Origin of the sequence: Bradyrhizobium ivorense (genome assembly GCF_900696085.1) — a bacterium.
GTDB lineage: Bacteria > Pseudomonadota > Alphaproteobacteria > Rhizobiales > Xanthobacteraceae > Bradyrhizobium > Bradyrhizobium ivorense.
This window is the reverse complement of sequence record NZ_CAADFC020000028.1, coordinates 419,684-444,072: the sequence shown is the minus strand read 5'-3', so window position 1 is coordinate 444,072 and position 24,389 is coordinate 419,684. Positions and strand designations below refer to the sequence as shown.

Annotated in this window: 19 protein-coding genes; 9 read left to right on the top strand and 10 right to left on the bottom strand. The window is 64.7% G+C overall.

Features of this window, described 5'->3' with window-relative positions; genetic code table 11:
• Positions 1–89: 89 nt before the first annotated feature.
• The 3 genes from fcl to CI41S_RS33240 all read right to left on the bottom strand — a co-directional run bounded on the left by fcl (position 90) and on the right by CI41S_RS33240 (position 2,928).
• Entirely contained in the window at positions 90–1,046 is a 957-nt protein-coding gene (fcl, locus tag CI41S_RS33250; RefSeq protein ID WP_139863278.1) for a GDP-L-fucose synthase, read from the bottom strand.
• Complete coding sequence (gene gmd, locus CI41S_RS33245; RefSeq protein ID WP_139863277.1) at positions 1,027–2,112, bottom strand: GDP-mannose 4,6-dehydratase; 1,086 nt, start codon at positions 2,110–2,112, stop codon at positions 1,027–1,029. The genes fcl and gmd overlap by 20 nt, the downstream gene beginning before the upstream one ends.
• 141 nt (positions 2,113–2,253) lie before the next feature.
• Entirely contained in the window at positions 2,254–2,928 is a 675-nt protein-coding gene (locus tag CI41S_RS33240; protein ID WP_139485126.1) for a Crp/Fnr family transcriptional regulator, read from the bottom strand.
• 406 nt (positions 2,929–3,334) lie between these two features.
• Between CI41S_RS33240 and CI41S_RS33235 the strand changes: the two genes are divergently transcribed.
• The 6 genes from CI41S_RS33235 to CI41S_RS33205 all read left to right on the top strand — a co-directional run bounded on the left by CI41S_RS33235 (position 3,335) and on the right by CI41S_RS33205 (position 10,630).
• Positions 3,335–4,156, top strand: coding sequence for an ABC transporter ATP-binding protein (locus tag CI41S_RS33235; protein WP_139485125.1), 822 nt, complete (start codon positions 3,335–3,337; stop codon positions 4,154–4,156).
• The gene (locus tag CI41S_RS33230) at positions 4,153–6,081 is read left to right on the top strand and encodes a long-chain fatty acid--CoA ligase (protein WP_139863276.1); all 1,929 of its coding nucleotides are present in this window, start codon (positions 4,153–4,155) and stop codon (positions 6,079–6,081) included. Before CI41S_RS33235 ends, CI41S_RS33230 begins: the two co-directional genes overlap by 4 nt.
• Before the next feature lie 214 nt (positions 6,082–6,295).
• Positions 6,296–7,189: a branched-chain amino acid ABC transporter permease gene (locus tag CI41S_RS33225; RefSeq protein ID WP_139863275.1), complete on the top strand. Its 894-nt coding sequence runs from the start codon at positions 6,296–6,298 to the stop codon at positions 7,187–7,189.
• 3 nt (positions 7,190–7,192) lie between these two features.
• The gene (locus tag CI41S_RS33220) at positions 7,193–8,266 is read left to right on the top strand and encodes a branched-chain amino acid ABC transporter permease (RefSeq protein WP_139863274.1); all 1,074 of its coding nucleotides are present in this window, start codon (positions 7,193–7,195) and stop codon (positions 8,264–8,266) included.
• 57 nt (positions 8,267–8,323) lie between these two features.
• On the top strand, positions 8,324–9,607 hold the full coding sequence (locus CI41S_RS33215; RefSeq protein ID WP_139485120.1) for an ABC transporter substrate-binding protein: 1,284 nt from the start codon (positions 8,324–8,326) through the stop codon (positions 9,605–9,607).
• A 180-nt stretch (positions 9,608–9,787) separates the two neighbouring features.
• A complete protein-coding gene (locus CI41S_RS33205; RefSeq protein ID WP_139863272.1) occupies positions 9,788–10,630 on the top strand; it encodes an ABC transporter ATP-binding protein in 843 nt (280 codons plus the stop codon).
• A 33-nt stretch (positions 10,631–10,663) separates the two neighbouring features.
• On the opposite strand, the gene CI41S_RS33200 is transcribed toward CI41S_RS33205, so the two are convergent.
• Entirely contained in the window at positions 10,664–11,800 is a 1,137-nt protein-coding gene (locus CI41S_RS33200) for an AGE family epimerase/isomerase (protein ID WP_172628283.1), read from the bottom strand.
• A gap of 95 nt (positions 11,801–11,895) precedes the next feature.
• Here CI41S_RS33200 and CI41S_RS33195 point away from each other — a divergent pair, with 95 nt between their 5' ends.
• Complete coding sequence (locus CI41S_RS33195; protein WP_139863270.1) at positions 11,896–13,119, top strand: phenylacetate--CoA ligase family protein; 1,224 nt, start codon at positions 11,896–11,898, stop codon at positions 13,117–13,119.
• Positions 13,120–13,139: 20 nt separating this feature from the next.
• Here CI41S_RS33195 and CI41S_RS33190 read toward each other — a convergent pair whose 3' ends face one another.
• On the bottom strand, positions 13,140–13,604 hold the full coding sequence (locus CI41S_RS33190) for a hypothetical protein (protein ID WP_139863269.1): 465 nt from the start codon (positions 13,602–13,604) through the stop codon (positions 13,140–13,142).
• A gap of 240 nt (positions 13,605–13,844) precedes the next feature.
• Here CI41S_RS33190 and CI41S_RS33185 point away from each other — a divergent pair, with 240 nt between their 5' ends.
• Positions 13,845–15,080: a glycosyltransferase family 4 protein gene (locus tag CI41S_RS33185; protein WP_172628282.1), complete on the top strand. Its 1,236-nt coding sequence runs from the start codon at positions 13,845–13,847 to the stop codon at positions 15,078–15,080.
• A gap of 96 nt (positions 15,081–15,176) precedes the next feature.
• On the opposite strand, the gene CI41S_RS33180 is transcribed toward CI41S_RS33185, so the two are convergent.
• From CI41S_RS33180 to CI41S_RS33170, 3 genes are read right to left on the bottom strand one after another with little or no spacing between them, the layout of a single operon-like run.
• Positions 15,177–16,274 (bottom strand): DegT/DnrJ/EryC1/StrS family aminotransferase, encoded by a 1,098-nt coding sequence (locus CI41S_RS33180; RefSeq protein ID WP_139863267.1) that lies wholly within the window; start codon positions 16,272–16,274, stop codon positions 15,177–15,179.
• Positions 16,275–16,284: 10 nt separating this feature from the next.
• On the bottom strand, positions 16,285–16,752 hold the full coding sequence (locus CI41S_RS33175; RefSeq protein WP_139485113.1) for an acyltransferase: 468 nt from the start codon (positions 16,750–16,752) through the stop codon (positions 16,285–16,287).
• Positions 16,749–17,810, bottom strand: coding sequence for a Gfo/Idh/MocA family protein (locus tag CI41S_RS33170; RefSeq protein ID WP_139863266.1), 1,062 nt, complete (start codon positions 17,808–17,810; stop codon positions 16,749–16,751). Before CI41S_RS33170 ends, CI41S_RS33175 begins: the two co-directional genes overlap by 4 nt.
• Positions 17,811–18,340: 530 nt before the next feature.
• Here CI41S_RS33170 and CI41S_RS33165 point away from each other — a divergent pair.
• The gene (locus CI41S_RS33165; protein WP_139863265.1) at positions 18,341–19,654 is read left to right on the top strand and encodes an aminotransferase class III-fold pyridoxal phosphate-dependent enzyme; all 1,314 of its coding nucleotides are present in this window, start codon (positions 18,341–18,343) and stop codon (positions 19,652–19,654) included.
• 83 nt (positions 19,655–19,737) lie between these two features.
• On the opposite strand, the gene CI41S_RS33160 is transcribed toward CI41S_RS33165, so the two are convergent.
• Positions 19,738–21,795: a beta strand repeat-containing protein gene (locus CI41S_RS33160; RefSeq protein WP_139863264.1), complete on the bottom strand. Its 2,058-nt coding sequence runs from the start codon at positions 21,793–21,795 to the stop codon at positions 19,738–19,740.
• A 530-nt stretch (positions 21,796–22,325) separates the two neighbouring features.
• Complete coding sequence (locus tag CI41S_RS33155; protein WP_139863263.1) at positions 22,326–24,386, bottom strand: beta strand repeat-containing protein; 2,061 nt, start codon at positions 24,384–24,386, stop codon at positions 22,326–22,328.
• Positions 24,387–24,389 lie beyond the last annotated feature (3 nt).

The following is a 24,389-nucleotide window of genomic DNA, read 5'->3' as shown; positions in this document are numbered from 1 at the left end:
CATTGCGAGCGCCAGCGAAGCAATCCATGCTTCAGCACGTGCGGAGGGATGGATTGCTTCGCCGCGCTCGCAATGACGGGGAGAGGACCCTACTCCGCGGCCTGCTTGGTCTCGCTGAGAAAAGCCTGGTAGGCGAGCCGGATGCCGTCCTCGAGCGGCGTCGTCGCGCGCCAGCCGAGTTTTGCCAGCCGGCTGACGTCGAGCAGTTTGCGCGGGGTGCCGTCTGGCCGCGACGTATCAAAACTGATCTCGCCGCGATAGCCGACGGTGGCTGCAACCACGCGGGCGAATTCGGCGATGGTGATGTCCTCGCCGGTGCCGATGTTGACCAGTTCCGGCGAGGAATAGGTCTTCATCAAATGGATGCAGGCGTCGGCCAGATCGTCGACATAGAGGAACTCGCGCCGCGGCGTGCCGGTGCCCCACACCACGACGTTGCTGGCGCCCGACAGCTTGGCCTCGTGGAAGCGGCGGATCAGCGCCGCGACGACGTGGCTGTATTCGGGGTGATAATTGTCGCCGGGGCCGTACAGATTGGTCGGCATCACGCTGATGAAGTCGGAGCCGTACTGGCTGCGATAGGCTTCCGCCATCTTGATGCCGGCGATTTTGGCGATCGCGTAGGGCTCGTTGGTCGGCTCCAGCGGGCCGGTCAGCATCGAGTCCTCGCGCAGCGGCTGCGGCGCCAGCCGCGGATAGATGCAGGACGAGCCGAAGAACATCAGTTTCTCACAGCCATTGGCGTGCGAGGCCTGGATCACGTTGGTCGAGATCGCCAGATTGTCGTAGAGGAACTCGGCGCGCAGCGTGTTGTTGGCGACAATGCCGCCGACCTTGGCCGCGGCGAAGAACACCGCCTGCGGCCGCTTCGCGGCGAACCAGGCATCCACCGCGGCCTGGTTGCGCAGGTCGACCTCGCTGCGCGAGATGGTCAAGAGGTCCGCCCCCTCGCGCGCCAGCCGGCGCAGCAGCGCCGAGCCGACCATGCCGCGATGGCCGGCGACGAAAACCGTCTTGCCCTTCAGTTCAAACGGAGCGTTTGCCATTGGCGGCGTCCTGTCTGGCTTCGGCGAGATCGCCGGCGACCATTTCCTTCACCAGCTGTGCGAACGACGTCTTCGGCTTCCATCCGAGCTTGGCGCGCGCCTTGCTGGCGTCGCCGATCAGAAGATCGACCTCGGTCGGGCGGAAATAGGTCGGGTCGATGCGCACCACGGTCTTGCCGGTTGCCTTGTCGATACCGACCTCGTCGACACCCTTGCCGCGCCATTCGACGCTGCGGCCGACCTCGGCAAACGCCAGCTCGATGAATTCGCGCACCGAGCGGGTCTCACCGGTCGACAGCACGAAATCGTCGGGGCTATCGGCCTGCAGGATCATGTGCATGCCCTCGACATAGTCGCGGGCATGGCCCCAGTCGCGCTTGGCCTCGAGATTGCCGAGATAGATCGTCCTCTCCAGGCCGACCTCGATGCGGGCGACGCCGCGGGTGATCTTGCGGGTCACGAAGGTTTCGCCGCGAATCGGGCTCTCGTGATTGAACAGGATGCCGTTGCAGGCGAACATGTTGTAGGCCTCACGGTAGTTCACCGTGATCCAGTAGCCATAGAGCTTGGCGACGCCATAGGGCGAGCGCGGGTAGAACGGGGTGGTCTCCTTCTGCGGCACTTCCTGCACCAGGCCGTACAGTTCCGAGGTCGAGGCCTGGTAGAACCGGGTCTCCTTTTCCATGCCGAGGATGCGGATCGCCTCCAGGAGGCGCAGCACGCCGATCGCGTCGGCGTTGGCGGTGTATTCCGGGCTCTCGAAGGAAACCGCGACGTGGCTCTGGGCCGCCAGATTGTAGACCTCGGTCGGCCGGATCTGCTGCATCAGCCGGATCAGATTGGTCGAATCGGTCATGTCACCGTAGTGCATCAGGAACGGCACATTGCCGACATGCGGGTCCTGATAGAGGTGGTCGACGCGCGCGGTGTTGAACGAGGACGACCGCCGCTTGATGCCATGCACGGTGTAGCCGAGACCGAGCAGGTACTCGGCGAGGTAGGCACCGTCCTGCCCGGTGACACCGGTGATCAGCGCCACGCGCCGCTTCGAATCCTGAACTGCCATATTGTCTCCAGAGGGCGCGAACCCCGCGCGGTCCCAACTCGGGCCGGTCTGTAGCATCCGACCCGGCCCAAGTCTAATGCCCCGCCCCCCGAATCAGGACCCAAAATCCCACAAAATGCCTCCGTTTTGGGCCCGGGGCGGTCACTCGCCGTAGTGGCGGAGTCGTTCCAGGTCGACGATGGTCACCCCACCATATTCGAGCCGGAGCAGGCCCTCCCGTTCCAGCCGTTTCAGGCACTGGTTGGCGTTCTGCCTGCTAATCCCGGACAGCGCGCCGATCTCCTCCTGGGTGATCTCCAGGTGCCGCGTCAGGTCGGGATAGAGGATCGGATTGAACAGCGAGGCGATCGAGCGGGCCAGCCGCGCGGTGGCATCGAGGGTGCGGCCATATTCGAGCAGCGCGATGAACTGGCCGAGCCGCTCGTTGAGCTGTCCGACCAGGAAACGGTTGAAGCCGACGCTGTTCTCGAACAGCCAGACGAAGGTCCGGCGGTCCATCATCGCCAGCCGCGTGTCGCGCAGCGCGACCACGTCGTAGCGCCGCAACTCGTTCTTGAGCACGGTGCCCTCGCCGAACCACGCGCCGGCGGTGAGGCCGGCAAAGCTCGCCGCCTTGCCGCCGCGCGAGACGATGCCCATCCGCGCGAGGCCGGTGACGATGCCGGTCCAGTACTGAAAATTATCGCCGCGCGCGAAGATGAATTCGTTGGCGCGGTAGGATTTCTCGGAGACGCCGGCGCGCGCGATCTCGATTTCCGCCTCGGTCAGTTCGCGCGACCACACCGCGATGCGCTTCAGGTAATCAGCAGCAATCATTCGAGCGACGGCACCCCACCCCAGCTATATTGCACCGCAACAGGCCGCAGCAACCAGTCCAGGAACCGGCGCCTTTGGAATGCGAGCAAAAATTCCTGCCCAATTGTCCGGCACATGACAATTCAACCTAACGCTTTCCCGTATTGAGAACCACCTCGCGTAACGCCGCGCGCGCTCCGACCGGATCGCAAATGGCAGATGACGCGAGGCTGGGACAGGTGGGTGCGGCGTTACCGCGCATCATGTCGGTGAACGGCAAGCGACGCTTCCGGCTCCGGCATCAGTCGGATGGTCACCCCACAGCGGCCCATGTAAGATCGAAGCGTAAGATCGACGTGTAAGATCGAAGTCGTGCTTTCAAGCGAAGATAAAGAGCGCGCCAAGCGCCTTATCTGGAGGGAACAGGGTGGCCGATAGTCTTGAGGTGCGCGGAGTCTCATTGCGCTTCGGCGGCGTGCGTGCGCTGACCGACGTGAGCTTCGGCGTCAACGAGGGCGAGCTGTTCTCGATCATCGGCCCGAACGGCGCCGGCAAGACCTCGATCGTCAACTGCATCTCCGGCCGCTACCGGCCGACCGAGGGCCAGCTGTTCTGGCGCGGCCAGGACATCACCGGCCTCAATCCGAACGCGCGGCCGGCGCTCGGCATCGGCCGCACCTTCCAGAATCTCGCGCTGTTCCACCATATGAGCGTGCTCGACAACATCATGGTCGGCCGCCATCACCTCCTGAAGAACAACTTCATCACGGGATCGCTGTACTGGCTGACCGGCGCCCGCCGCGAGGAGCTGGAGCATCGCCGCAAGGTCGAGGAGATCATCGACTTCCTCGACCTGCAGTCGGTGCGCAAGGCGACCGCCGGCACCCTGCCCTACGGCCTGCGCAAGCGGGTCGAGCTCGCCCGCGCGATGGCGCTGGAGCCGCGGCTGATCCTGCTCGACGAGCCGATGGCCGGCATGAACTTCGAAGAGAAGGAGGACATGGCGCGCTACATTGTCGATCTCAACGAGGAGTTCGGCATGACCGTGATGATGATCGAGCACGACATGGGCGTCGTGATGGACATCTCCCACCGCGTCATGGTGCTCGACTTCGGCCGCAAGATCGCCGAGGGCGACCCGGCGGCCGTGCTGGCCGATCCGCATGTCAAGCGCGCCTATCTCGGCGAAGAGGACGAGGTGCTGGTCGACCCCGACGACAAGCCGGCGGTGCGGGAGAGCGCGGCATGATGGACTACGCCGGTCGCGCCGCGCAGGCCGACACCTTCCCGAAAATGCTGCGCCTGAACGCGAAGGAGCACGGCAAGGAGATCGCGCTGCGCGAAAAGGACTTCGGGCTGTGGCGCGAATTCACCTGGAACGACTACCAGACCCGCACCCATGATTTCGCGCTCGGCATGGTCGAGCTCGGGCTCGGCCGCGGCGACGTGATCGGCATCATCGGCGACAACCGGCCGGACTGGGTCGCCGCCGAGATCGCGGCCCACGCCATCGGGGCGATGAGCCTCGGCCTTTACCGCGACGTGCTCGACGAGGAAGCCGCCTATCTCCTGAGCTACGGCGAGGCCAAGCTGGTGTTCGCCGAGGACGAAGAGCAGGTCGACAAGCTGCTCGGCCTCGCCGATCGCGTGCCCCAGCTCAAGCACATCGTCTATTCCGATCCGCGCGGCATGCGGAAGTACGACGACCCGCGGCTGATGGAGGCGAGCAAGCTCGTCGCCATGGGCCGCGACCGCGCCGCGCGCGAGCCCGGTCTCTACGACAGCTTGGTCGACGCGACCTGTGGCGAGGACGTCGCGATCCTCTGTACGACCTCGGGCACCACGGCCAATCCGAAGCTTGCGATGCTTGCCGCGGGCCGCGTGCTGCGGCATTGCGCGACGTATCTCGCCTTCGATCCGAAGGGCCCGGACGACGAATACGTCTCGGTGCTGCCGCTGCCCTGGATCATGGAGCAGGTCTACGCGATGGGCAAAGGGCTGCTTTGCCGGATGAAGGTCAACTTCGTTGAAGAGCCCGACACCATGATGCACGATTTCCGCGAGATCGCGCCGACCTTCGTGCTGTTCGCGCCGCGGGTCTGGGAATCGATCGCCGCCGACGTCCGCGCCGGCGTGATGGATGCCTCGCCGTTCAAGCAGCGGCTCTACGATCTCGGCATGAGGACCGGTCTCGCCGCGCTGGCCGAGGGCAAGCGCTCGATGTTCGCCGACCAGCTGCTGTTTCGCGCGCTGCGCGACCGGCTCGGCTTCACCCGGCTGCGCTCGGCGGCGACCGGCGGCGCCGCGCTCGGGCCGGAGACCTTCAAGTTCTTCCAGGCGATGGGCGTGCCGCTGCGCACGCTGTACGGCCAGACCGAGCTGCTCGGGGCCTACACGCTGCATCCGGCAGGCAAGGTCGACCCCGATACCACGGGCGTCCCGATGGACGACACGATCGAGATCCGGGTCGACAATCCCGATGTCAACGGCGTCGGCGAGATCGTGGTCCGTCACCCCAACATGTTCCTCGGCTATTACAAGAACCCCGAGGCCTCGGTCGCCGACATCAAGGATGGCTGGATGCATTCTGGCGATGCCGGCTACTACAACGACGACAAGCAGCTGGTCGTGATCGACCGCATCAAGGATCTCGCCGAGACCGCGCGCGGCGAACGCTTCTCGCCGCAATATATCGAGAACAAGCTGAAATTCTCGCCCTATGTCGCCGAAGCCGTCGTGCTCGGCGCCGGCCGCGACGCGCTCGCGGCGATGATCTGCATCCGCTACTCGATCATCTCGAAATGGGCGGAGAAGAACCGGCTCTCGTTCACGACCTACACCGACCTCTCCTCCCGCCCCGAGGTCTATGCGCTGCTCCGGAAAGAGGTCGAAACCGTCAACGCCACGCTGCCGCCGGCGCAGCGCATCTCGCGCTTCCTGCTGCTCTACAAGGAGCTCGACGCCGACGACGGCGAACTGACCCGCACCAGAAAAGTCCGCCGCGGCGTCATCAACGAGAAATACGCCGACATCATCGAGGCGATCTATCGCGGCAAGGCCAACATCCCGGTCGACACCGTGATCCGCTTCCAGGACGGCACCACCCAGCGCGTGCGCACCACGCTGCAGGTCGTCGATCTCGGCCGCGCCGTGACCGCGGAGGCCGCGGAATGAGGTCGTTGCCCGAACAGAGCGCGATGCGCGTTGATGTGCCCTCTCCCCTTGTGGGAGAGGGCTACACCTGCGGTCGACGCGCACTCGCTCCGGTGAGGCGTCCTCTCTCCACGATCCCGATGCGGAGACAACCCCTCACCCGGCTTCGCTTCGCGAAGCCACCCTCTCCCACAAGGGGAGAGGGTGCTGCCGCCGTCGGGAGCCACTGCACCCCATGAACACCGCATTCCTGATCCAGCTCATCGTCAACGGTCTCGTGGTCGGCACGCTCTATGGCGTGGTCGCGATGTCGTTTGTGCTGATCTACAAGGCGACGCAGGTCGTGAATTTCGCGCAGGGCGAACTGCTGCTAGTCGGCGCCTGGGTGTGCTGGGCGCTGCTGACCAAGTATCAGCTGCCGTTCTGGATCGGCATGCCTGTTACGCTGGTGTTCATGTTCATCTTCGGCATCGCGATCCAGGTCATCGTCCTGCGGCCGATGATCGGCGAGCCGATCATCTCGGTCATCATGGTGACGATCGGGCTGTCGACCGTGTTCCAGGCCGCGCTGAAGTGGATCTTCGGCGTCAACCCGCAGCCGTTCCCGCGGGTGTTCGAGAGCCAGTCGGTCAATCTGTTCGGGCTGCAGATCCAGACCGTCTACGTCATGAGCCTCGTGGTGTCGCTCGCCATGATGTTCGGCATGGCCTGGTTCTTCCGCGCCTCCAAATACGGTCTGGCGATGCGCGCCACCGCCTTCAACCAGCAGGTCGCGCAGTCGCTGGGCATCTCCGTGAAGAGCGTATTCGCGATGGCCTGGGCGATCTCGGCCACCGTGTCGGCGGTCGCCGGCGTCGTGGTCGCCGTGGTCAACGGCGTGTCGTCCGGCCTCTCCGCCTACGGCATCAAGGTGTTTCCGGCGGCGATCCTCGGCGGCCTCGACTCGGTCGGCGGCGCCGTGCTCGGCGGCATCATCATCGGGCTCTTGGAGAACATCGCCCAGTATGTCGACAGCCAGTATCTGCACCTCGGCAATCTCTACGAGATCGCGCCGTTCTACGTCTTGATCATCATCCTGATGATCAAGCCTTACGGCCTGTTCGGCACCAAAGACATTGAGCGGGTCTGATCGATGGCAATGAGCACCCTGATTCCGTCCGGCGATTTCCGCACCAGCTACGCGGCCGACACCACGATCTTCCCGACATCGACCAGCCGCAACTTCGCGCTGGTCGGCATCGCGCTGGCCTGCTTTGCGCCGATGCTGCTCAGCAACTACTGGCTCTCGATCGCGATCCAGATCGGTATCTTCGCGATCGCAGCGCTCGGCCTCAACGTCCTGGTCGGCTTCACCGGCCAGATCTCGATCGGGCACGCCGCATTCTTCCTGCTCGGCGCCTTCACCTCGGCCTATATCTCCAACAACGCGCCGATCCCGGTGTTTTTCGCCATTCCGCTGGCCGGCCTGATCACCGCGCTGGTCGGCCTGATCTTCGGCGTACCGGCGGCGCGGCTGAAGGGGCTCTACCTCGTCATCGCCACCCTCGCCGCGCAGTACATCCTGCTCGACTTCTTCTCGCGCGCCGAATGGTTTTCCGGCGGCTCGGTGCCGGCCAGCGCCAACCCGTTCTCGATCTTCGGCTACACCTTGCGCGGCGACCGGCAGTATTTCTACGTCGTGCTGGCCTACATGGTGGTCAGCTATCTGCTCGTCACCAACCTGATGCGCACCCGCGACGGCCGCGCGCTGGTCGCGATCCGCGACCATTATCTCTCCGCCGAGATCATGGGCATCAACCTCACCAAGTACCGGACGCTGTCGTTCGGGCTGGCAGCCTTCTTCGCCGGCATCGCCGGCGCGCTCTACGCCCACTACCAGCTCGTCGTCTCCCAGGAGGGTTTCGGCATCGAGCGCTCGGTGCTGTTCCTCGCCATGGTGATCATCGGCGGCACCGGCTCGGTGATGGGCACGCTGATGGGCACCGCCTTCGTGGTGCTGCTGCCGGAATCGATGGAATGGCTGAGCGCGTGGCTGAAGGGCGGCGCGATCGACAAGGCGCTGCAGCTCAACAACAACATCACCTTCCTGCGCGAGATCGCGATCGGGCTGATCATCATCGGCTTTTTGATGTTCGAACCGGACGGGCTCGCGCACCGCTGGCGGCAGATCAAGGCTTATTGGAAACTCTACCCGTTCTCGCACTGAGGCAGGCGCGGGATATTACGCACAAGATCGTTCAACGAAAAACCGGAGGAAACAACAATGACGATGAGATCCCTTTTGAGCTCGGTCTCGCTGGCGCTGCTGATCGGCAGCGCCGCCACCGCCGCGCAGGCCCAGATCGCGATCGGCCATCTGCAGGACCTCTCGGGCGGCACCTCCGACGTCGGCACGCCCTACGGCCAGGCCGTCGTCGACACCTTCGCCTGGGTCAACAAGAACGGCGGCGTCGGCGGCAAGCAGCTCAATGTCGACAGCAACGACTACGGCTACCAGGTGCCGCGCGCGATCGCGCTGTACAAGAAGTGGTCGGCGCCCGACGGCAAGGTCGCTGCGATCATGGGCTGGGGCACCGCGGATACCGAGGCGCTGACCGGCTTCCTCGCCCAGGACAAGATCCCCGACATCTCCGGCTCCTACGCCGCAGCCCTGACCGATCCGGAGGGCAGCAGCGGCAAGGCCAAGCCCGCGCCGTACAATTTCTTCTACGGCCCGAGCTATTCGGACTCGATGCGCGCGATGCTGACCTGGGCGGCGGAGGACTGGAAGGCCAAGGGCAAGTCGGGCAAGCCGAAGTTCGTCCATATGGGCGCCAACCACCCGTATCCGAACGCGCCGAAGGCCGCCGGTGAAGCGCTGGCGACCGAGCTCGGCTTCGAGGTGCTGCCGCCGCTGGTGTTCGCGCTGACGCCAGGCGACTATTCGGCGCAGTGCCTGAGCCTGAAGAGCTCGGGTGCCAACTACGCCTATCTCGGCAACACCGCGGCCTCCAACATTTCGGTGCTGAAGGCCTGCAAGACCGCCGGCGTCGACGTCCAGTTCCTCGGCAATGTCTGGGGCATGGACGAGAACGCCGCCAAGACCGCGGGCGATGCCGCCGACGGCGTGATCTTCCCGCTGCGCACCGCGGTCGCCTGGGGCGGCAACGCGCCCGGCATGAAGACGCTGATGGAAATCTCCAAGATGTCCGATCCCTCGGGCAAGGTGTATCGCCCGGTGCACTACATCGCCGCGGTGTGCAGCGCGCTGTACCTGAAGGAAGCGCTCGACTGGGCCGTCAAGAACGGCGGCGCCACCGGCGAGAACGTCGCCAAGGGCTTCTACCAGAAGAAGGATTGGGTGCCGGCCGGCATGGACGGCGTCTGCAATCCCTCGACCTGGACCGAGAAGGATCACCGCCCGACCATGAAAGTCGATCTCTATCGCTCGAAGATATCAGGCGCGACCGATGGCGACCTCAACGACCTGATGGGCAAGGGCACGATCAAGCTCGAGAAGGTGAAGACCGTCGAACTGCCGCGCAAGCCGGAATGGTTCGGCTGGTGAGGCTCGTGAGGCTGCCGACAGCGCAGCCCCACCATAACTCGTCATCCCCCGCGAAAGCGGGGGATCCAGTACGCCGCGGCTTCTCGGTTGATCGCTGGCGTCTCTGGAATACTGGGTCACCCGCTCTAGTGCGCAGTTGCGCACGAAACGCGGGTGACGACAGTCGAAGGTGATCGAAGCATGACTGACACCGCAACAGCCACCATGCGCACCGTGCCGACGGCGGTCCCGCCGCCACCGCTGCTCAGCGTCAACAACATCGAGGTCGTCTATGACGACGTCATCCTGGTGCTGCGCGGGCTGAGCCTCGAAGTGCCGAAGGGCGCGATCGTGGCCCTGCTCGGCGCCAACGGCGCCGGCAAGTCGACGACCTTGAAGGCGATCTCCGGCCTGCTCAAGACTGAGGACGGCGAGGTCACCCGCGGCGAGATACTGTTCGAGGGCCAGCGCATCAACGGCATCGATCCGGACAAGATCGTCCGCCGCGGCATCTTCCAGGTGATGGAGGGCCGCCGCATCGTCGCCGACATGACGTCGCTGGAGAATTTGCGGCTCGGCGCCTTCACCCGCCGCGACAACGAGGTTTCCGCCGACATCGACATGGTGTTCAAATATTTCCCGCGCCTGAAGGAGCGCACCGGCCTTGCCGGCTATCTCTCCGGCGGCGAGCAGCAGATGCTGGCGATCGGCCGCGCGCTGATGGCGCGGCCGAAAATGATCCTGATGGACGAGCCGTCGATGGGATTGTCGCCGCTGTTGGTCAAGGAAGTGTTTGCGATCATCAAGGAGATCAACCGCGATCTCGGCGTCACCATCCTCTTGGTCGAGCAGAATGCGCGCGCCGCGCTGTCGGTCGCCAGCCACGGCTACATCATGGAACAGGGCAAGGTGGTGCTGGACGGCTCCGCCGACGAGTTGCGCGACAACGAGGACGTCAAGGAATTCTACCTCGGCGGCGCCGGCGACCAGCGCAAGAGTTTCAAGAACCTGAAGAGTTTCAAGCGGCGCAAGCGCTGGCTCTAGAGCATGATACCGCGTCACGACAACCGGGCGGCGTCAGCCGAGCACTTGCTCCGCTTCGGTGATCGCGCAGAGCACATGGTAGAACGACGACGCAGGAATGGTGGCGACCAGCGAGTTGCCCTCGCGGTCGAACTGGTCGTACCAGCCGCCGGCCACGGGATGGCCGAGATAGTGCCGCTCGAGCAGCACGAGCGCCGCGCGCGCCTCGTCCGCTGCACCGCTCTCGCCCGACTCGGCCTGCGCGATCCACGCTTTCGCCAGCTCGGTCTGCGGCCACAGCCGCCGCGTGTGACGGCGGATGTTGCCCTCGGCGTCGCCCTCGTCGATCAGGCAGCCGGTCGCATCGCGATAGCGCAGCGCCGACGCCAAAAGTTCGCCGCGCGGACGCCCGGTCGGGCAGCCGGTGATGCGCTCGAATCCCTTCAGCAGCCAGATCCACTCCGCAAGATGCCCGGGCTCGACGCTGACCGGGGGAATCTTCGACCAGTCCTCCTCGAAATATTCGCCGAGCACGCGCGTCTGCTTGTCGTAGAGGCTCGCGAGGAACAGCGCGAAGAACTCGCCGGCGCGGTTCTGGAACGACAAATCGTGGGTGGCATCGAAGCAGGCGATCATCGCCTCGAACAAATGCATCTGCGGGTTCTGCCGGCGCGGCATCGCGGGCGGCAGCCCCTCCAGGAAGCCGCCATGCGGCGAGCGCAGCTTGCTGTCGAGGAACGCCAGCAATTCGTCGATCTCGGCGCGGACCTGGGCGTCCTGGTCGAGGCCGTAGACCGTCGCCAGCGCGAGCAGCACGAAGGAATGGCCATAGGTGTCGCGCAGCGGGTCCGCGACACCGCCGTCCGGCGTCAGGCCGTAGACAAAGCCCGGCCGGCCGTCCGGCGCCTTGGCCTTGGCGAGCAGATACTCCAATCCCTTGAGCGCGATCGCGCGGCCTTCCGGGTACCAGCCCATCTGCGCCGCCTTGGCGTAACAATAGATTTGCCGTGCCTGCACGACCACGCGGCGCGGCGCAGCGCGATCGGCGCTGCCATCCTGGTGCAGCCGTTCGATGAACCCACCGGTCGCAGCATCCCAGCCCACGGTCGACCACAGCGGCAGCGCCTGCTCGATCATGTGGCGCTTCAATCTCGCGACGACGCCCGCCGCTCCGTCCTGTGCTTCAGTCATCGCGCTTCCTGGAACCATCCCGATACAAGCGATCACCGTCTGATAGCACGCGCAAGGCCGCGTGCCACCAGCGCAATCCGTCCCAAGGACCCGCCATGACCGAACACTACGACGCCCTTGAAACGCGCGACCCGGCCGAGCGCGAAGCAGACCTGTTCGCCCGGCTGCCGGAGGTGCTGCGCCAGGCGATGGCGGCGCCGGCCTACGCCAATCTGCTGCGCGGAACCGATCCGGCGTCAGTGACGAGCCGCGACGCGCTGGCGCAGCTGCCGGTGCTGCGCAAGTCGGACCTGCCCGCTCTGCACAAGGCCGCCCCGCCGTTCGGCGGCTTCGTGGCCGACAAGCCCGGGTCGTTCGCCCGCCTGTTCACCTCGCCCGGACCGATCTTCGAGCCGGAGGGCCGCGAGGCCGATCCGTGGCGCGGCGCGCGCGCGCTGTTTGCGGCCGGCTTTCGCCCGGGCGACGTGGTGCTGAACACCTTCAGCTATCACCTCACCCCCGGCGGCTTCATCTTCGACGCCTCCGCGCGCGCGCTCGGCTGCGCGGTGATTCCTGCTGGCCCTGGCAACACCGAGCAGCAATTCGAGCTGATCGAGGCCTACCGCCCGGTCGGCTACAGCGGCACCCCGGACTTCTTGAAGATCCTGCTCGACGCCGCCGCCAGCGCGGGGCGCGACGTCTCCTCGATCAAGCGCGCGCTGGTGTCCGGCGCGGCGTTCCCGAAATCACTGCAGGAGGAGATGAAGTCGCGCGGCATCGAGGCCCGCCAGGCCTTCGGCACCGCCGATCTCGGCATGGTCGCGTTCGAGACGCCGGCGGGCGACGGCATGACGGTCAACGAGGATTTGATCCTCGAGATCGTGAAGCCCGGCACCGGCGATCCGGTCGTGCCGGGTGACGTCGGCGAGATCGTCGTCACCTCGCTCGATCCGCATCATCCCTGGATCCGGCTGGCGCTCGGCGACCTCACCGCCGCGTTGCCGGGCAACAGCCCGTGCGGACGCACCAACATGCGCATCAAGGGCTGGATGGGCCGCGCCGATCAGACCACCAAGGTCAAGGGCATGTTCGTCCGCCCCGAGCAGATCGCGGAAATCGGCAAGCGGCATCCCGAGCTTGGACGGCTGCGCCTCGTTGTGACGCGCGCGGGCGAGTCCGATGTGATGACGCTGCGGGCCGAATGCGCCGCGCCGCGCGATGCGCTGCAAAGCGAGATTGCGGCAACGCTGCGTGCGGTCACCAAGCTCGGCGGCGCCGTGGAACTGGTCGGCGCAGGCCAGTTGCCGAACGACGGCAAGGTGATTGCCGACGAGCGTTGAGCCAGCGCCGCGCCGCGGCTTCACTCCCGGCGGCGACTTTGCTCGTTGGGCAGGACGGCCCAATAGTTCCGGCCATTGTCGTTCGGGTCGGTGTTGTCGCTGGCCGAGAACGCCACGCCGCTGCGCCAGTGCGCGTAACGCCCTGCTCCGAGCCGCGCGATATCGCCGAACGTATTGTGGGCGGGTCCGAGCGGAACGCCATCCTCATAGACAATGATCGGCGACTGCTGCGTCTCGACCTTGTCGTCGTCGGCCCATGGCGCCAGCTTGCTCAGCACGTCCTGACGGCTGACGGCGGCGTGGTCATGGGCCTCAAACGGCTTGCTCAGCCTGATCACAATCGTGCCCTTGGGCACCGGATCGACATAGCGGTGGTTCATCCACGCTGCGAGCGGCAGGTAGATAGCGAACAGCGCTGCAACAGCAGCGCTAAACCTGACCGTTAACGCAGGATGATTGATCAACCGCACCGATGCAACTCGCATTCCACATTCCATCATCGGGCGCCGCGGTCTTCGCAAGTTGTCTTGGCAAGCTGTCTCGGCAACCTGGCTTGGCAACCTCGGCTGTGGCGATGCTAGCATAGCCGGTAGGGGATGTTTAAGGCCGAATTTGGCCGGCTCCGAAGTCCTCTCGATAGCCATAATGCAGTTGAGGACTGCTTCGCGATCCCATACAGAGCGGTCTTCAGATCGAGGCTACACCAAACGAAAGCATTTTCATTAATGCCGTCCGAGTTCGAAAAGCCGCGCCGCCGGGAGACGTTCAACAGGGTCGTGCTGGCCACCCAGTATTATCCGCCCGACCCCACATCGACGGCGACTTATATCGGCAAGATCGCCGAAGCCTTCGCCGTTGACACCGAGGTCGTGGTTTTGTCCGCGACGAAGCAATCGGCGAGCCCACCGGATGGCCCGCGCACCAATCCGTTCGTGATCGAACAGATCATCCCACGAGCGAAAAAGACGGCCGTCGTCTCGCGGGCACTTTCCGTCCTCGCGCTTTCCATCTCGATGTTCTTCGGTGTGCTGAAACATGCCCGCAAGAACGACCTCGTGTTCTGCGTGACGAATCCGTTCACCCTGCCCTACGCCGTCGTCCTCGCAGCCAAGTTGCGCGGCGCGGCCACCGAACTGCTGATCTACGACGTATACCCTGAAGCGCTGGTGGCAGCCGGCTTCATCGGCTCGGGGTCGCCGCTCAACAAGATGTTGCGCCTCCTGAACGGCATCATGTTCCGCGCGCTCGACAGCATCGTGGTCGTCGGCCGCGACGTGCCTCCCCTGCTCACGAAGTATCGCGGCGTGAAGGCGGAGAAGCTTCACTTCATCCCGAACTGGACCTTTCTGCCGATCGGATATCGCGACCTGGCGCCGTCAAATCGGTACAGGCCACGCGACGCGCATCTGGTGGTCGGACTGTCGGGCAATCTCGGCTTTACCCACGATCCCGCCACCGTGTTCGCAGCCGCAAGGATTCTGCGCAACGAAGCCGGCATCCACTTCCTGTTGTCCGGGTGGGGGATGGGCTGGAAACAGCTCAACGCTCTTCAATCGGCGGAACAGCTGCCCAACGTCACGCTGATCGAACCCGTGCCGGCCGAGCATCTGGTCGAGTTCCTGTCCGCCGCCGACGTCTGGGCGATTCCCTATCGCCGCAACATGGCGGGCGTGTCGATCCCCAGCCGTCTCTACAATCTGCTGGCGATCGGACGCGCCGTCATCGCGTGCTCCGAAGACCATTCCGAGGCCGCCATCGAGGTGGCCGGGGAAAACATCGGCTGGGTGGTCCCGCCCGAGGACCCTGATCGCCTCGCCGAGGCGATCCGCGCCGCCGCGGCCAACCCGGATCAGGTCGTGCAGATGGGCCGGTCGGCAACCGTCGCCGCCGAGAAATTCACCGAGGATGCCGCGCTCGCGCGCTACCGCGACATCGTCGCGGAAATCAGGGCCGGCCGCTAAGCGCGATGAGATTCGGTTGAATCGTCATCGCCCTTTGGCCGTTTGTTTGAGCATGATCTTTTCGGAAAACCGCTTCGCACTTTTCCGGATCATGCTCTAAAACTTCCGAACCAGCTCGATCACCTCGTCCTGCTGCTGGCGCGTGATCTCGGCGAACATCGGCAGTGAGAGGATCTGTCCCTGGTCGCGATGCGCGTTGGGGAACTGCTCCGGCTGGTGAGCGAACCGCGCATAGGCCGCCAGGAACGGCAGCGCCGTCGGATAGTTGATCGCGGTCTGCACGCCGTTGGCGCCAAGATGCGCCGCCAGCGCGTCGCGGCGCGGATGGCGGATGGTGTAGAGATGGTAGACGTGGCTGCGCGCCGGCGCGACCTCGGGCACCACGACGTCCTCGATCTGGTTGAGGCCGGCGTCGTAGACCTTCGCAGCCTCTTGCCGCGCCTCGGTCCAGTCCGCGAGATGCGGCAGCTTGGCCGACAGGATCGCGGCCTGCATGCCGTCGAGCCGGCTGTTGATGCCCTCCATGCGGTGCTGGTGCTTCACCAGCCCGCCATGGCGCGCCAGCATCGCCATGTGCTCGGCGAGCGCGGCGTCATTGGTGACGACGGCGCCGGCATCACCCATCGCGCCGAGATTCTTGCCCGGATAGAACGAATAGGTCGCGGCTTCGCCGAACGTGCCGACCATCCGGCCCTTGTAGCGCGCGAGATGGGCCTGGGCGCAATCCTCGATCACCCAGAGCTTGTGCTTCTGCGCGATCGCCATGATCGCGTCCATGTCGGCGGGCTGGCCGTAGAGATGCACCGGGATGATGCCGACCGTGCGCGGCGTGATCGCAGCCTCGATCGCCGCCGGATCGATCGTGAATGTCGCATCATCGGTGTCGCAGAACACCACGGTGGCGCCGGAGTGCGTGATCATCGAGGCGGTCGAGATCCAGGAATGCGCCGTGGTGATCACCTCGTCGCCCGGCTTCACCTTCAAGGCGCGCATCGCGAGGTAGAGCGCGTCGGTGCCGTTGGCGCAGGACACGCAATGGCTGACCTCGGCGGCGGCGGCAAACTCGCGCTCGAAGGCGTCGACATAGCTGCCGCGGATGAACGCGTTGTCGCGGATCACGCCGGCGATTGCGGCATCGATCTCGCCCTTGATGTTCTGATACTGCAGCTGCAGATCGGCATACGGCACCGGCATCTGATGTCCCCTATTGGCCCGCCAACAGCCGGCGCGCCGGATTGCCGGCGTAGGTGCCGGGCGTCGTGATATCCTTGGTCACCACCGATCCGGCGCCGATGACGACGTCGTCGGTGATCCTGACCGGCATGATCGTCGCGTTGGAGCCGATCGAAACCCGGTTGCCGATCACGGTCTCGCGCCACAGTTCCTTGCGTCCGCGCGCCGGGCCGCCGGTCGAGAACGTGTCGTTGACGAACATCACGCCGTGCCCGACGAAGCAGTCCTCGCCGATCGTGACCAGCTCGCAGACGAAGGCATGCGACTGCACGCGGGTGCGCGCCCCGATCACGACGCCCTTCTGGATCTCGGTGAAGGGGCCGACGAAGCAGTCGTCGCCGAGCTTGCAGCCGTAAAGGTTGCACGGCTCGACGATCTTGACGCCGGTCCCGAACTCGACGTCGCGGACATCAGCCTGATGCACCTGCGGCTGGTTCACGAGACGACACCCAGCCGGCTCAGCCGCGGCGTGAAGCGCAGCGCGACTTCCGCGCCGGTCTCGATCGATTCGTAGAGCGCCGAGATCAGCTCCAGGCTCTTGCGGCCCTCGAGGCCGTCGACCAGCGCGGCGCGCTGGTTCACCAGGCAATCGATCACGTGGTGGTAATAGGCCTGATGGCCGAAGCCGTAGACGTTGGGCGGATTGACGGAAAACTTCTCCACGACGTCCTTGTCCGACGGCAGTTCGTCGAGAAAGCGCCAGTGCCGGATCTGGTTGACGGCGAAACCGGAGATCTCGATCGTGCCCCGCTCGCCGAGGATCGACAGCGAGCCCTCGAGGTCGGTCGGGCGCGCCGCGGTGGTCGCCTCGATGATGCCGAGCGCGCCGTTGCGGAATTTCAGCGTGGCGACGGCGGTGTCCTCGGTCTCGATTCGGGCGAGCGCGGTGGCCGCGCGCGCGTGGACGCTGACGACATCGCCGAAGAACCACTCCAGCATGTCGACATGGTGGCTCGCCTGATTGGTCAGCACGCCGCCGTCATAGGCCCAGGTGCCGCGCCAGTCGTCCTGGTCGTAATAGGCCTGATCGCGGCACCAGCGCACGCGCACGGTGCCGAGAATGAGCTTGCCGAAGCGGCCGGCATCGAGCGCCTCGCGCGCCTTGGCCACGGGCACGTTGAAGCGGTTCTGCTTGACGATGAACATCTTGACGCCGGCCTCGTCGCAGGCCCGGATCATGTCGTCGGCGTCCTGCAGGCGGAGCGCCATCGGCTTCTCGACCACGACATGCTTGCCGGCCTTGGCGCAGGCGATCACATGCGCGGGGTGCAGCCCGCTCGGCGTCAGCACCGCGACCGCATCGATGTCCTTGCGCGCCAGAAACTCGTCCATGTCGTAGTGGGCCGCAACGCCGAACTTGCCGGCGATCGCATCGGCGCGCGCGCGAATGGGGTCGCAGACCGCAACCAGGCTCGCGCCCTCGATGTGGTTGCCGCCGAGGAGGTCGGAATGACGCTTGGCAATGCGCCCACAACCGAGCAGGCCGAATCTGATCATGCACAGGCCCTATCTTGTCTGATCGCCGGCCGCAGCAAGTCAGCCGAAGAGCCGAGGGAACAAGCGGCCTTGCGGGCCGCACGACACCGTCCATTACTCGGAAAACTCGGGCCAAGGCAAGGGTATCGGCCCGGTTTGAGCGGCCGCACGGCCGCCAAAGTCCCGGCCCCCGGGCGGCTACGGGTCCACCGGACGGGCGCCCTCGCCTGGCGCCACAGCGCGCATGCGGGGCCAACGCAGCTCTCGCGGCGTTTGGCCCGATGATCGATCTCGATCGACAACGGGGGCACCGACGCGTCGAACGATCGTGCGCCGATCCTTTCACAGGATTTCGCCGATCTCGGCGGTGGCCACGGCCGCCTGTTCTGCCGCCAGACAATCGTTCAACCTTTGGTAGAACGAGGTCGACGCCTGCGGCACCGCTGGCAGCCCCGCAGCGATTTCAAGCTGCAGCGACAGGCAGATAGCCTTGCCCGGGGCCGGACCATGGGGTATTCAGCCGAAGGTTTTTCGGGGAAGGATTTGATTTGATGTCGGGAACAGGACAGGCACTTTACCGGCGCGCCCGCAAGGTGATTCCCGGCGGCACCCAGCTGCTCTCCAAGCGGCCGGAAATGTTCCTGCCGGAGCAGTGGCCGAGCTATTTCAAGTCGGCCAAGGGCGCCGAGGTCACCGACCTCGACGGCAAGACCTATCTCGACATGAGCTATTGCGGGATCGGCGCCACCATCCTGGGCTTCGCCGATCCCGACGTCGATGCGGCGGTGAAGGCCGCCATCGACATGGGCTCGATGTCGACGCTGAACTGCGCCGAGGATATCGAGCTCGCCGAGCTGCTGGTCGAGCTGCATCCGTGGGCGGACATGGTGCGGTTCGGCCGCGCCGGCGGCGAGGCGATGGCGATCGCGGTCCGGATCGCGCGCGCCGCGACCGGCCGCGACATGGTGGCGTTCTGCGGCTATCACGGCTGGCACGACTGGTATCTCAGCGCCAATCTCGGCGAGACCACCGCGCTCGACGGCCATCTGTTGCCGGGCCTCGACACCAAGGGTGTGCCGCGCGGCCTCGCCGGGCTGATGCAGCCGTTCCACTTCAACAAGCTCGACGAGATCGAAGCGATCGTCGCCGAACATGGCGAGCGGCTCGCCGCGATCGTGATGGAGCCGGTGCGCTCGAGCGAGCCGGAGCCGGCCTTCATCAAGGGAATTCGCGCGCTCGCCGACCGCTGCGGCGCGGCCTTGATCTTCGACGAAGTGACCTCGGGCTTCCGCATCAATTCAGGCGGCGCCCATCTTGCCTACGGCGTCGACCCCGACATCGCGGTGTTCGCCAAGGCGATCGCCAACGGCTTTCCGATGGCGGCGATCGTCGGCCGCGCCTCGGTGATGGATGCCGCGCAGGAGACCTTCGTCAGCTCGACCGCCTGGACCGAGCGCGTCGGCCCGGTCGCCGCGCTTGCCACGCTGCGCAAGCATCGCGAGCTGAACGTCGCCAGGCATCTGATGCGGATCGGCACGCGCGTGCAGAAGGGCTGGGCCGAGGCGGCGCAGGCCACCGGCATGCCGGTGCACATCTCGGGCATCTCGCCGCTCGGCCATTTCGCGTTCGAGCTGCCGGAGGCGCAGGAAACCCGCACGCTGTTCACCCAGATGATGCTCGACCGCGGCATCTTCGCCACCGGCTCGTTCTACGCGATGTGGGCGCACACCGACGCCCATGTCGACCGCTATCTGGAGGCGGTGGGCGAGGTGTTCCGCGAGCTGCGCACCGCGGTCGACCAGAAGGCGGTGAAGCAGTTGCTGCGCGGCCCGGTCGCCCATTCCGGGTTCAAGCGGCTGACCTGACCGGCGCGCGCCGCCGGACGCTGTCCGGCTTTGCCGGCAGATTGGCCGTCCCGCTTGCGGGACGGCCAACCCTGGATCGACACTCAGAAGAAGAAGTCGTTCGCATCGACGGCGCCCGCCGAGACGCCCTGCAGGAACACGGCGTCGCCGCCGGGAATGCCGACCACCACGCCGCCGCTGACGGTCGTCACCGCAAGCGAGGCAAAGTTCAGGCCGCGTCCCGTCAGGTCGATATGATCGTGCTCGGCCGCGTTGGCGTTGTCGGCATTGAAGTCGGTCACGATGTCGAGCCCGTTTCCTGACGTGCGGAAATTGTAGGTGTCGGTGCCGCCCGCACCGGTCCACACATCCGTGCCGGCCCCGCCGGTGAAGGTATTGGCAATGGAATTGCCGACGCCGGTATGGTCGATGCTGCCGATGAAGACGAGCTGCTCGACATTGGCCGCCAGCGTGTATGACGACAGGAAGGTCTGGACTTGATCGTTCCCTTCGCCGACGAACTCGGTGACCGTATCGGCGTTCGACTGCACCGCGTAGATATCATTGCCGGTGCCGCCCTGGAACGTATTGGCGCCTGCGCCGTCGATAAACGTATCGTTGCCGCCGAAACCGACCAGGTAGTCGTTGCCGGAGCCGCCGGTCATGATGTTGTTCAATCCGTTGCCGACACCGGTGAAACCGCTGCTGCCGACCTTGGTGAGATTCTCCACATTGGCGGCGAGCGTGAAGGACGTCAGCGTGGTCTGGACGCTGTCGGTGCCCTCGTTGGCAAACTCGACGATCGTGTCGCCGGCCGCCTCCACAAAGTAGGTGTCATTCCCGGTGCCGCCCTGCAGCGTATTGGCAGCCCCCTCGCCGCCGAGCAATTTGTCGTTGCCTTCGCCGCCGATCAGATAGTTCGACACCGTGTTGCCGTGGAGCGTGTCCCAGCCGCTGCCGCCGACCACGTTCTCGATATTGAGGATCGTGTCGAAACCGGCGCCGCCGGTGTTCTGCGCCGTCGTGATGTTGAGATCGACATTGACGTCCCGGCCGAGCGAAGCAAAGTTCAGTTCGTCGACGCCGGCTCCTCCGTTCATGAAGTCGTCGCCGTCATTGCCGAAGAACTTGTCGGCGCCCGAACCGGTGACGAGGATGTCGTTGCCGTCGCCGCCGAAGATGCGAAATGCCTTCGTGGCGGTCGATGCTGACACCGAATTGTCGTTCCCGTCCCCCCAGAACGTGATGGTCTGGAGATCACTGCCGACGCTGGCCCCGACCACAAGGTTGTCATTGCCGTCGCCGCCGTGAACGTCCAGGTTCTGAATCCATTGGTTGACCGTGACTGTCTTCGGACCGCCCAAGTCGTTGGCCGTGAACAGGAAGCCGAAGCCATTGAAGGAACCAACGGTGAATTGCTGGCCGAGTTCGTTACCCAGCACGTCGAGCACATTGTTTTGCGGACCACCACCATCAATGGTGTCGCTGCCATCGAACATGTCCCAGTGGAACACGTCATTCCCGCCGCCCCCGTTCGACGTGTCGTTGCCGCCCTTGAGCTCGATGACATCGTTGCCGGCAGTGCCGTCGAGCGCGTCAGCCCCGCCCGTTCCGACGATGATCCGTCCGTGGGCGGCGTTGCCGGGATCGAACGTATTGATGAACATCCGGTAGAACCCCAGATCGGAGCCCGGACTGTTCACCGAGCCGGTGCTGGCTCCCGAATTGTTGGGATCGGTGACCGTGGTGTCGAGGTCGGACACGAAAACCGTGTAGGTCTGGGTCGTCCCGGTGACGTTGGTGAACGTCAGGAAACTGTCGAGCCCGTCGTCGTCGTCGTTACTGGCGACTTGTGCACCGGCGCTGTTGAAGATCTGCACAAATGGATCGAAGCTTTCGCCGTTGTGCAGACCGAACGCGCTCGCATCCATATCGATGCTCACGCTCCAGCCGGCGGCCAATTCGAAACGGAACCCGTCGTGGTCGCCTGACGTCAGGCCAAATGGCCCGTCGCCGATAAAGCCATTCGCCTGCACCGTGCCCGCAACGCCCGCAGAGAGGCCGGTCCAGTTGGCGCTGAAGATCGAGCCGTCGTCCTCCGCTTGACTGATTTCGGGGACGACCGAGGTGCGCGTAATAAGGTCGGTTTGCTGAATGGGCATGCAATATCTCCTGTTGGTACAATTGAAAAACGGCGAGAGCTAACGGCAACAGCCTAGGTTAGTCCGAAGGCATCAGGGCGGGTTCAATGGACGAGGCGGAACTGCCTCATCCCAGGGTCGCTTACGATAATGGAGAGCGCCGATCTGATGAGGCAACACCCTCGCTAATCCGCTGTTCGACAACGCAAACCTCGATGATCTTCCGGGCATTGCGGCGCGTCACGACGCGGCTGCGACAAGTTGCCACCGCATCACCTATGTTACTGTTTCGGCGTGAGGTTCCACCGTGATGCCGCACTTGGTCGCGCCCATCCGGGATAGCAACCGAAGGCATTACGCTAGGCCAAGCACAATCTTAGCATGTGGTAGGGGCCGGTGCAGGGTGCTGCGCGGGCTCGACCGCTTCGCGCATTCCACGTTCAAGCGGCCGACCTGATCGGCACGCCAACCAGACGCAGATCGGGCCGCCCCGCGTGCGGGACGGCCCGGTCCTGGGATCGGCCAATCAACCGATCTGCGATGATCGATCGCTAGAAGAAGAAGTCGTTGGCGTCGACGGCGCCGGCTGAGACGCCCTGCAGGAAGATAGCGTCGCCGCCGGGAATGCCGACCACCACGCCGCCGCTGACGGTCGAGACCGCAAGCGAGGCGAAGTTCAGACCCCGTCCCGTCAGGTCGATGTGATCGTGCTCGGCCGCGTTGGCGTTGTCGGCATTGAAATCGGTCACGATGTCGAGCCCGTTTCCTGCAGTGCGGAAATTGTAGACGTCGTTGCCGCCTGCACCGGTCCACGTCTCCGTGCCGGCGCCGCCGACAAAGGTATTGCCGATGCTGTTGCCGACACCGGTGTGGTCGCCGCTGCCGATGAAGACGAGCTGCTCGACATTGGGCGACAGCGTGTAGGACGACAGGAAGGTCTGGACTTGATCGAACCCTTCAGCCGCGAACTCGGTGACCGTGTCGGCGTTCGACTGCACCGCGTAGATATCATTGCCGGTGCCGCCCTGGAACGTATTGGCGCCCGAGCCGTCGATGAAGGTGTCGTTGCCGCCGAAACCGACCAGGTAGTCGTTGCCGGAGCCGCCGGTCATGATGTTGGCCAGTCCATTGCCGACACCGGTGAAACCGCTGCTGCCGACCTTGGTTAGGTTCTCCACGTTGGCGGCCAGCGTGAAGGACGTCAGCGTGGTCTGAACGCTGTCGGTCCCCTCGTTGAGGAGCTCGACGATCGTATCGCCGGCCGCTTCCACGAAGTAGGTGTCGTTCCCGGTGCCGCCCTGCAGGGTGTTGGCGGCCCCCTCGCCTCCAAGCAATTTGTCGTTGCCGGCGCCGCCGATCAGATAGTTGGCGACCGTGTTGCCGTGCAGCGTGTCCCAGCCGCTGCCGCCGACCACGTTCTCGATATTGAGGATGGTGTCGAAACCGGCACCGCCGGTATTCTGCGCCGTCGTGATGTTGAGATCGACATTGAGATCGCGGCCGATGGCAGCATAGTTCAACTCGTCGGTGCCGAGGCCTCCATTCATGAAGTCATCGCCGTCGTTGCCGTAAAACGTGTCGGCAGCCGAACCGGTCACCAGAGTATCGTTGCCGTCGCCCCCGAAGATGCGAAATACCTTCGCAATACCCGATGCCGCAACCGAATTGTCGCCCGCATCGCCCCAGAACGTGATGGTCTGGAGGTCGCCGCCAGCGTTGTTGACAGCAAGGCTGTCATTGCCATCGCCTCCGTGAACGTCCAGGTTCGTAATCCATTGCTGGACCGTGACGGTCTTCGAACTGTTCAGGTCGTTGGCGGTGAACAGGAAGCCAAAGCCATTCCAGGCACCAACTGTGAATTGCTGATTATTCTGGTCACCGAGAACGTCAAGCACATTGGCTTGGAACGGGCCGCCACCGTCAATGGTGTCACTGCCATCGAACATGTCCCAACGGAACACGTCGTTACCGCCATTCCCGTTCGATGTGTCGTTGCCGCCCTTGAGCTCGATGACATCGTTGCCGGCAGTGCCGTCGAGCGCGTCGGCTCCGCCTGTTCCAACGATGATCCTCCCCTGGTTGACGTTGCCGGGATCGAACGTGTTGATGAACAGCCGGTAGAAGCCCGTATCGGTGAGCGGATTGGTTACCGGTGCGGTGCTGCTTCCCGAATTGTTGGGATTGGTGACCTGGCTTTGCAGATCGGACAGGAAAACCGTGTAGGTCTGGGTCGTCCCGGTGACGTTGGTGAATGTGAGAAAGCCATCGAGCCCGTCGTTGTCGTCGGCATTGGCGACTTCGGTGCCGGCGCTGTCGTATAGCTGCATATATGAATCGAACGAGGCGCCGTTGTGAGTCCCGAACGCGATCGCATCGACATCGATACTCACGCTCCAGCCCGCGGCCAGCTCGAAACGAAAGCCGTCATGGTCGCCCGACGTCAGGCCAAAGGGCCCGTCGCCGATAAAACCGTTCGCCTGCAGCGTGCCGGCAACGCCCGCCGACAGGCCGGTCCAGTTGGCGTTCGCGATCGAACCATCGTCTTCCGATTGAACGATCTCGGGCAGAGCTGAAGTGCGTGTGATCGAATAGGGGCTTTGCTCAATAGGCATTAA

Bases quoted from the DNA above. Each gene is read 5' to 3' on its own strand.
- fcl (WP_139863278.1), bottom strand. From the start codon at position 1,046: ATGGCAAACGCTCCGTTTGAACTGAAGGGCAAGACGGTTTTCGTCGCC.
- gmd (WP_139863277.1), bottom strand. From the start codon at position 2,112: ATGGCAGTTCAGGATTCGAAGCGGCGCGTGGCGCTGATCACCGGTGTC.
- CI41S_RS33240 (WP_139485126.1), bottom strand. From the start codon at position 2,928: ATGATTGCTGCTGATTACCTGAAGCGCATCGCGGTGTGGTCGCGCGAA.
- CI41S_RS33230 (WP_139863276.1), top strand. From the start codon at position 4,153: ATGATGGACTACGCCGGTCGCGCCGCGCAGGCCGACACCTTCCCGAAA.
- CI41S_RS33225 (WP_139863275.1), top strand. From the start codon at position 6,296: ATGAACACCGCATTCCTGATCCAGCTCATCGTCAACGGTCTCGTGGTC.
- CI41S_RS33220 (WP_139863274.1), top strand. From the start codon at position 7,193: ATGGCAATGAGCACCCTGATTCCGTCCGGCGATTTCCGCACCAGCTAC.
- CI41S_RS33215 (WP_139485120.1), top strand. From the start codon at position 8,324: ATGACGATGAGATCCCTTTTGAGCTCGGTCTCGCTGGCGCTGCTGATC.
- CI41S_RS33205 (WP_139863272.1), top strand. From the start codon at position 9,788: ATGACTGACACCGCAACAGCCACCATGCGCACCGTGCCGACGGCGGTC.
- CI41S_RS33200 (WP_172628283.1), bottom strand. From the start codon at position 11,800: ATGACTGAAGCACAGGACGGAGCGGCGGGCGTCGTCGCGAGATTGAAG.
- CI41S_RS33195 (WP_139863270.1), top strand. From the start codon at position 11,896: ATGACCGAACACTACGACGCCCTTGAAACGCGCGACCCGGCCGAGCGC.
- CI41S_RS33190 (WP_139863269.1), bottom strand. From the start codon at position 13,604: ATGCGAGTTGCATCGGTGCGGTTGATCAATCATCCTGCGTTAACGGTC.
- CI41S_RS33185 (WP_172628282.1), top strand. From the start codon at position 13,845: ATGCCGTCCGAGTTCGAAAAGCCGCGCCGCCGGGAGACGTTCAACAGG.
- CI41S_RS33180 (WP_139863267.1), bottom strand. From the start codon at position 16,274: ATGCCGGTGCCGTATGCCGATCTGCAGCTGCAGTATCAGAACATCAAG.
- CI41S_RS33170 (WP_139863266.1), bottom strand. From the start codon at position 17,810: ATGATCAGATTCGGCCTGCTCGGTTGTGGGCGCATTGCCAAGCGTCAT.
- CI41S_RS33165 (WP_139863265.1), top strand. From the start codon at position 18,341: ATGTCGGGAACAGGACAGGCACTTTACCGGCGCGCCCGCAAGGTGATT.
- CI41S_RS33160 (WP_139863264.1), bottom strand. From the start codon at position 21,795: ATGCCCATTCAGCAAACCGACCTTATTACGCGCACCTCGGTCGTCCCC.
- CI41S_RS33155 (WP_139863263.1), bottom strand. From the start codon at position 24,386: ATGCCTATTGAGCAAAGCCCCTATTCGATCACACGCACTTCAGCTCTG.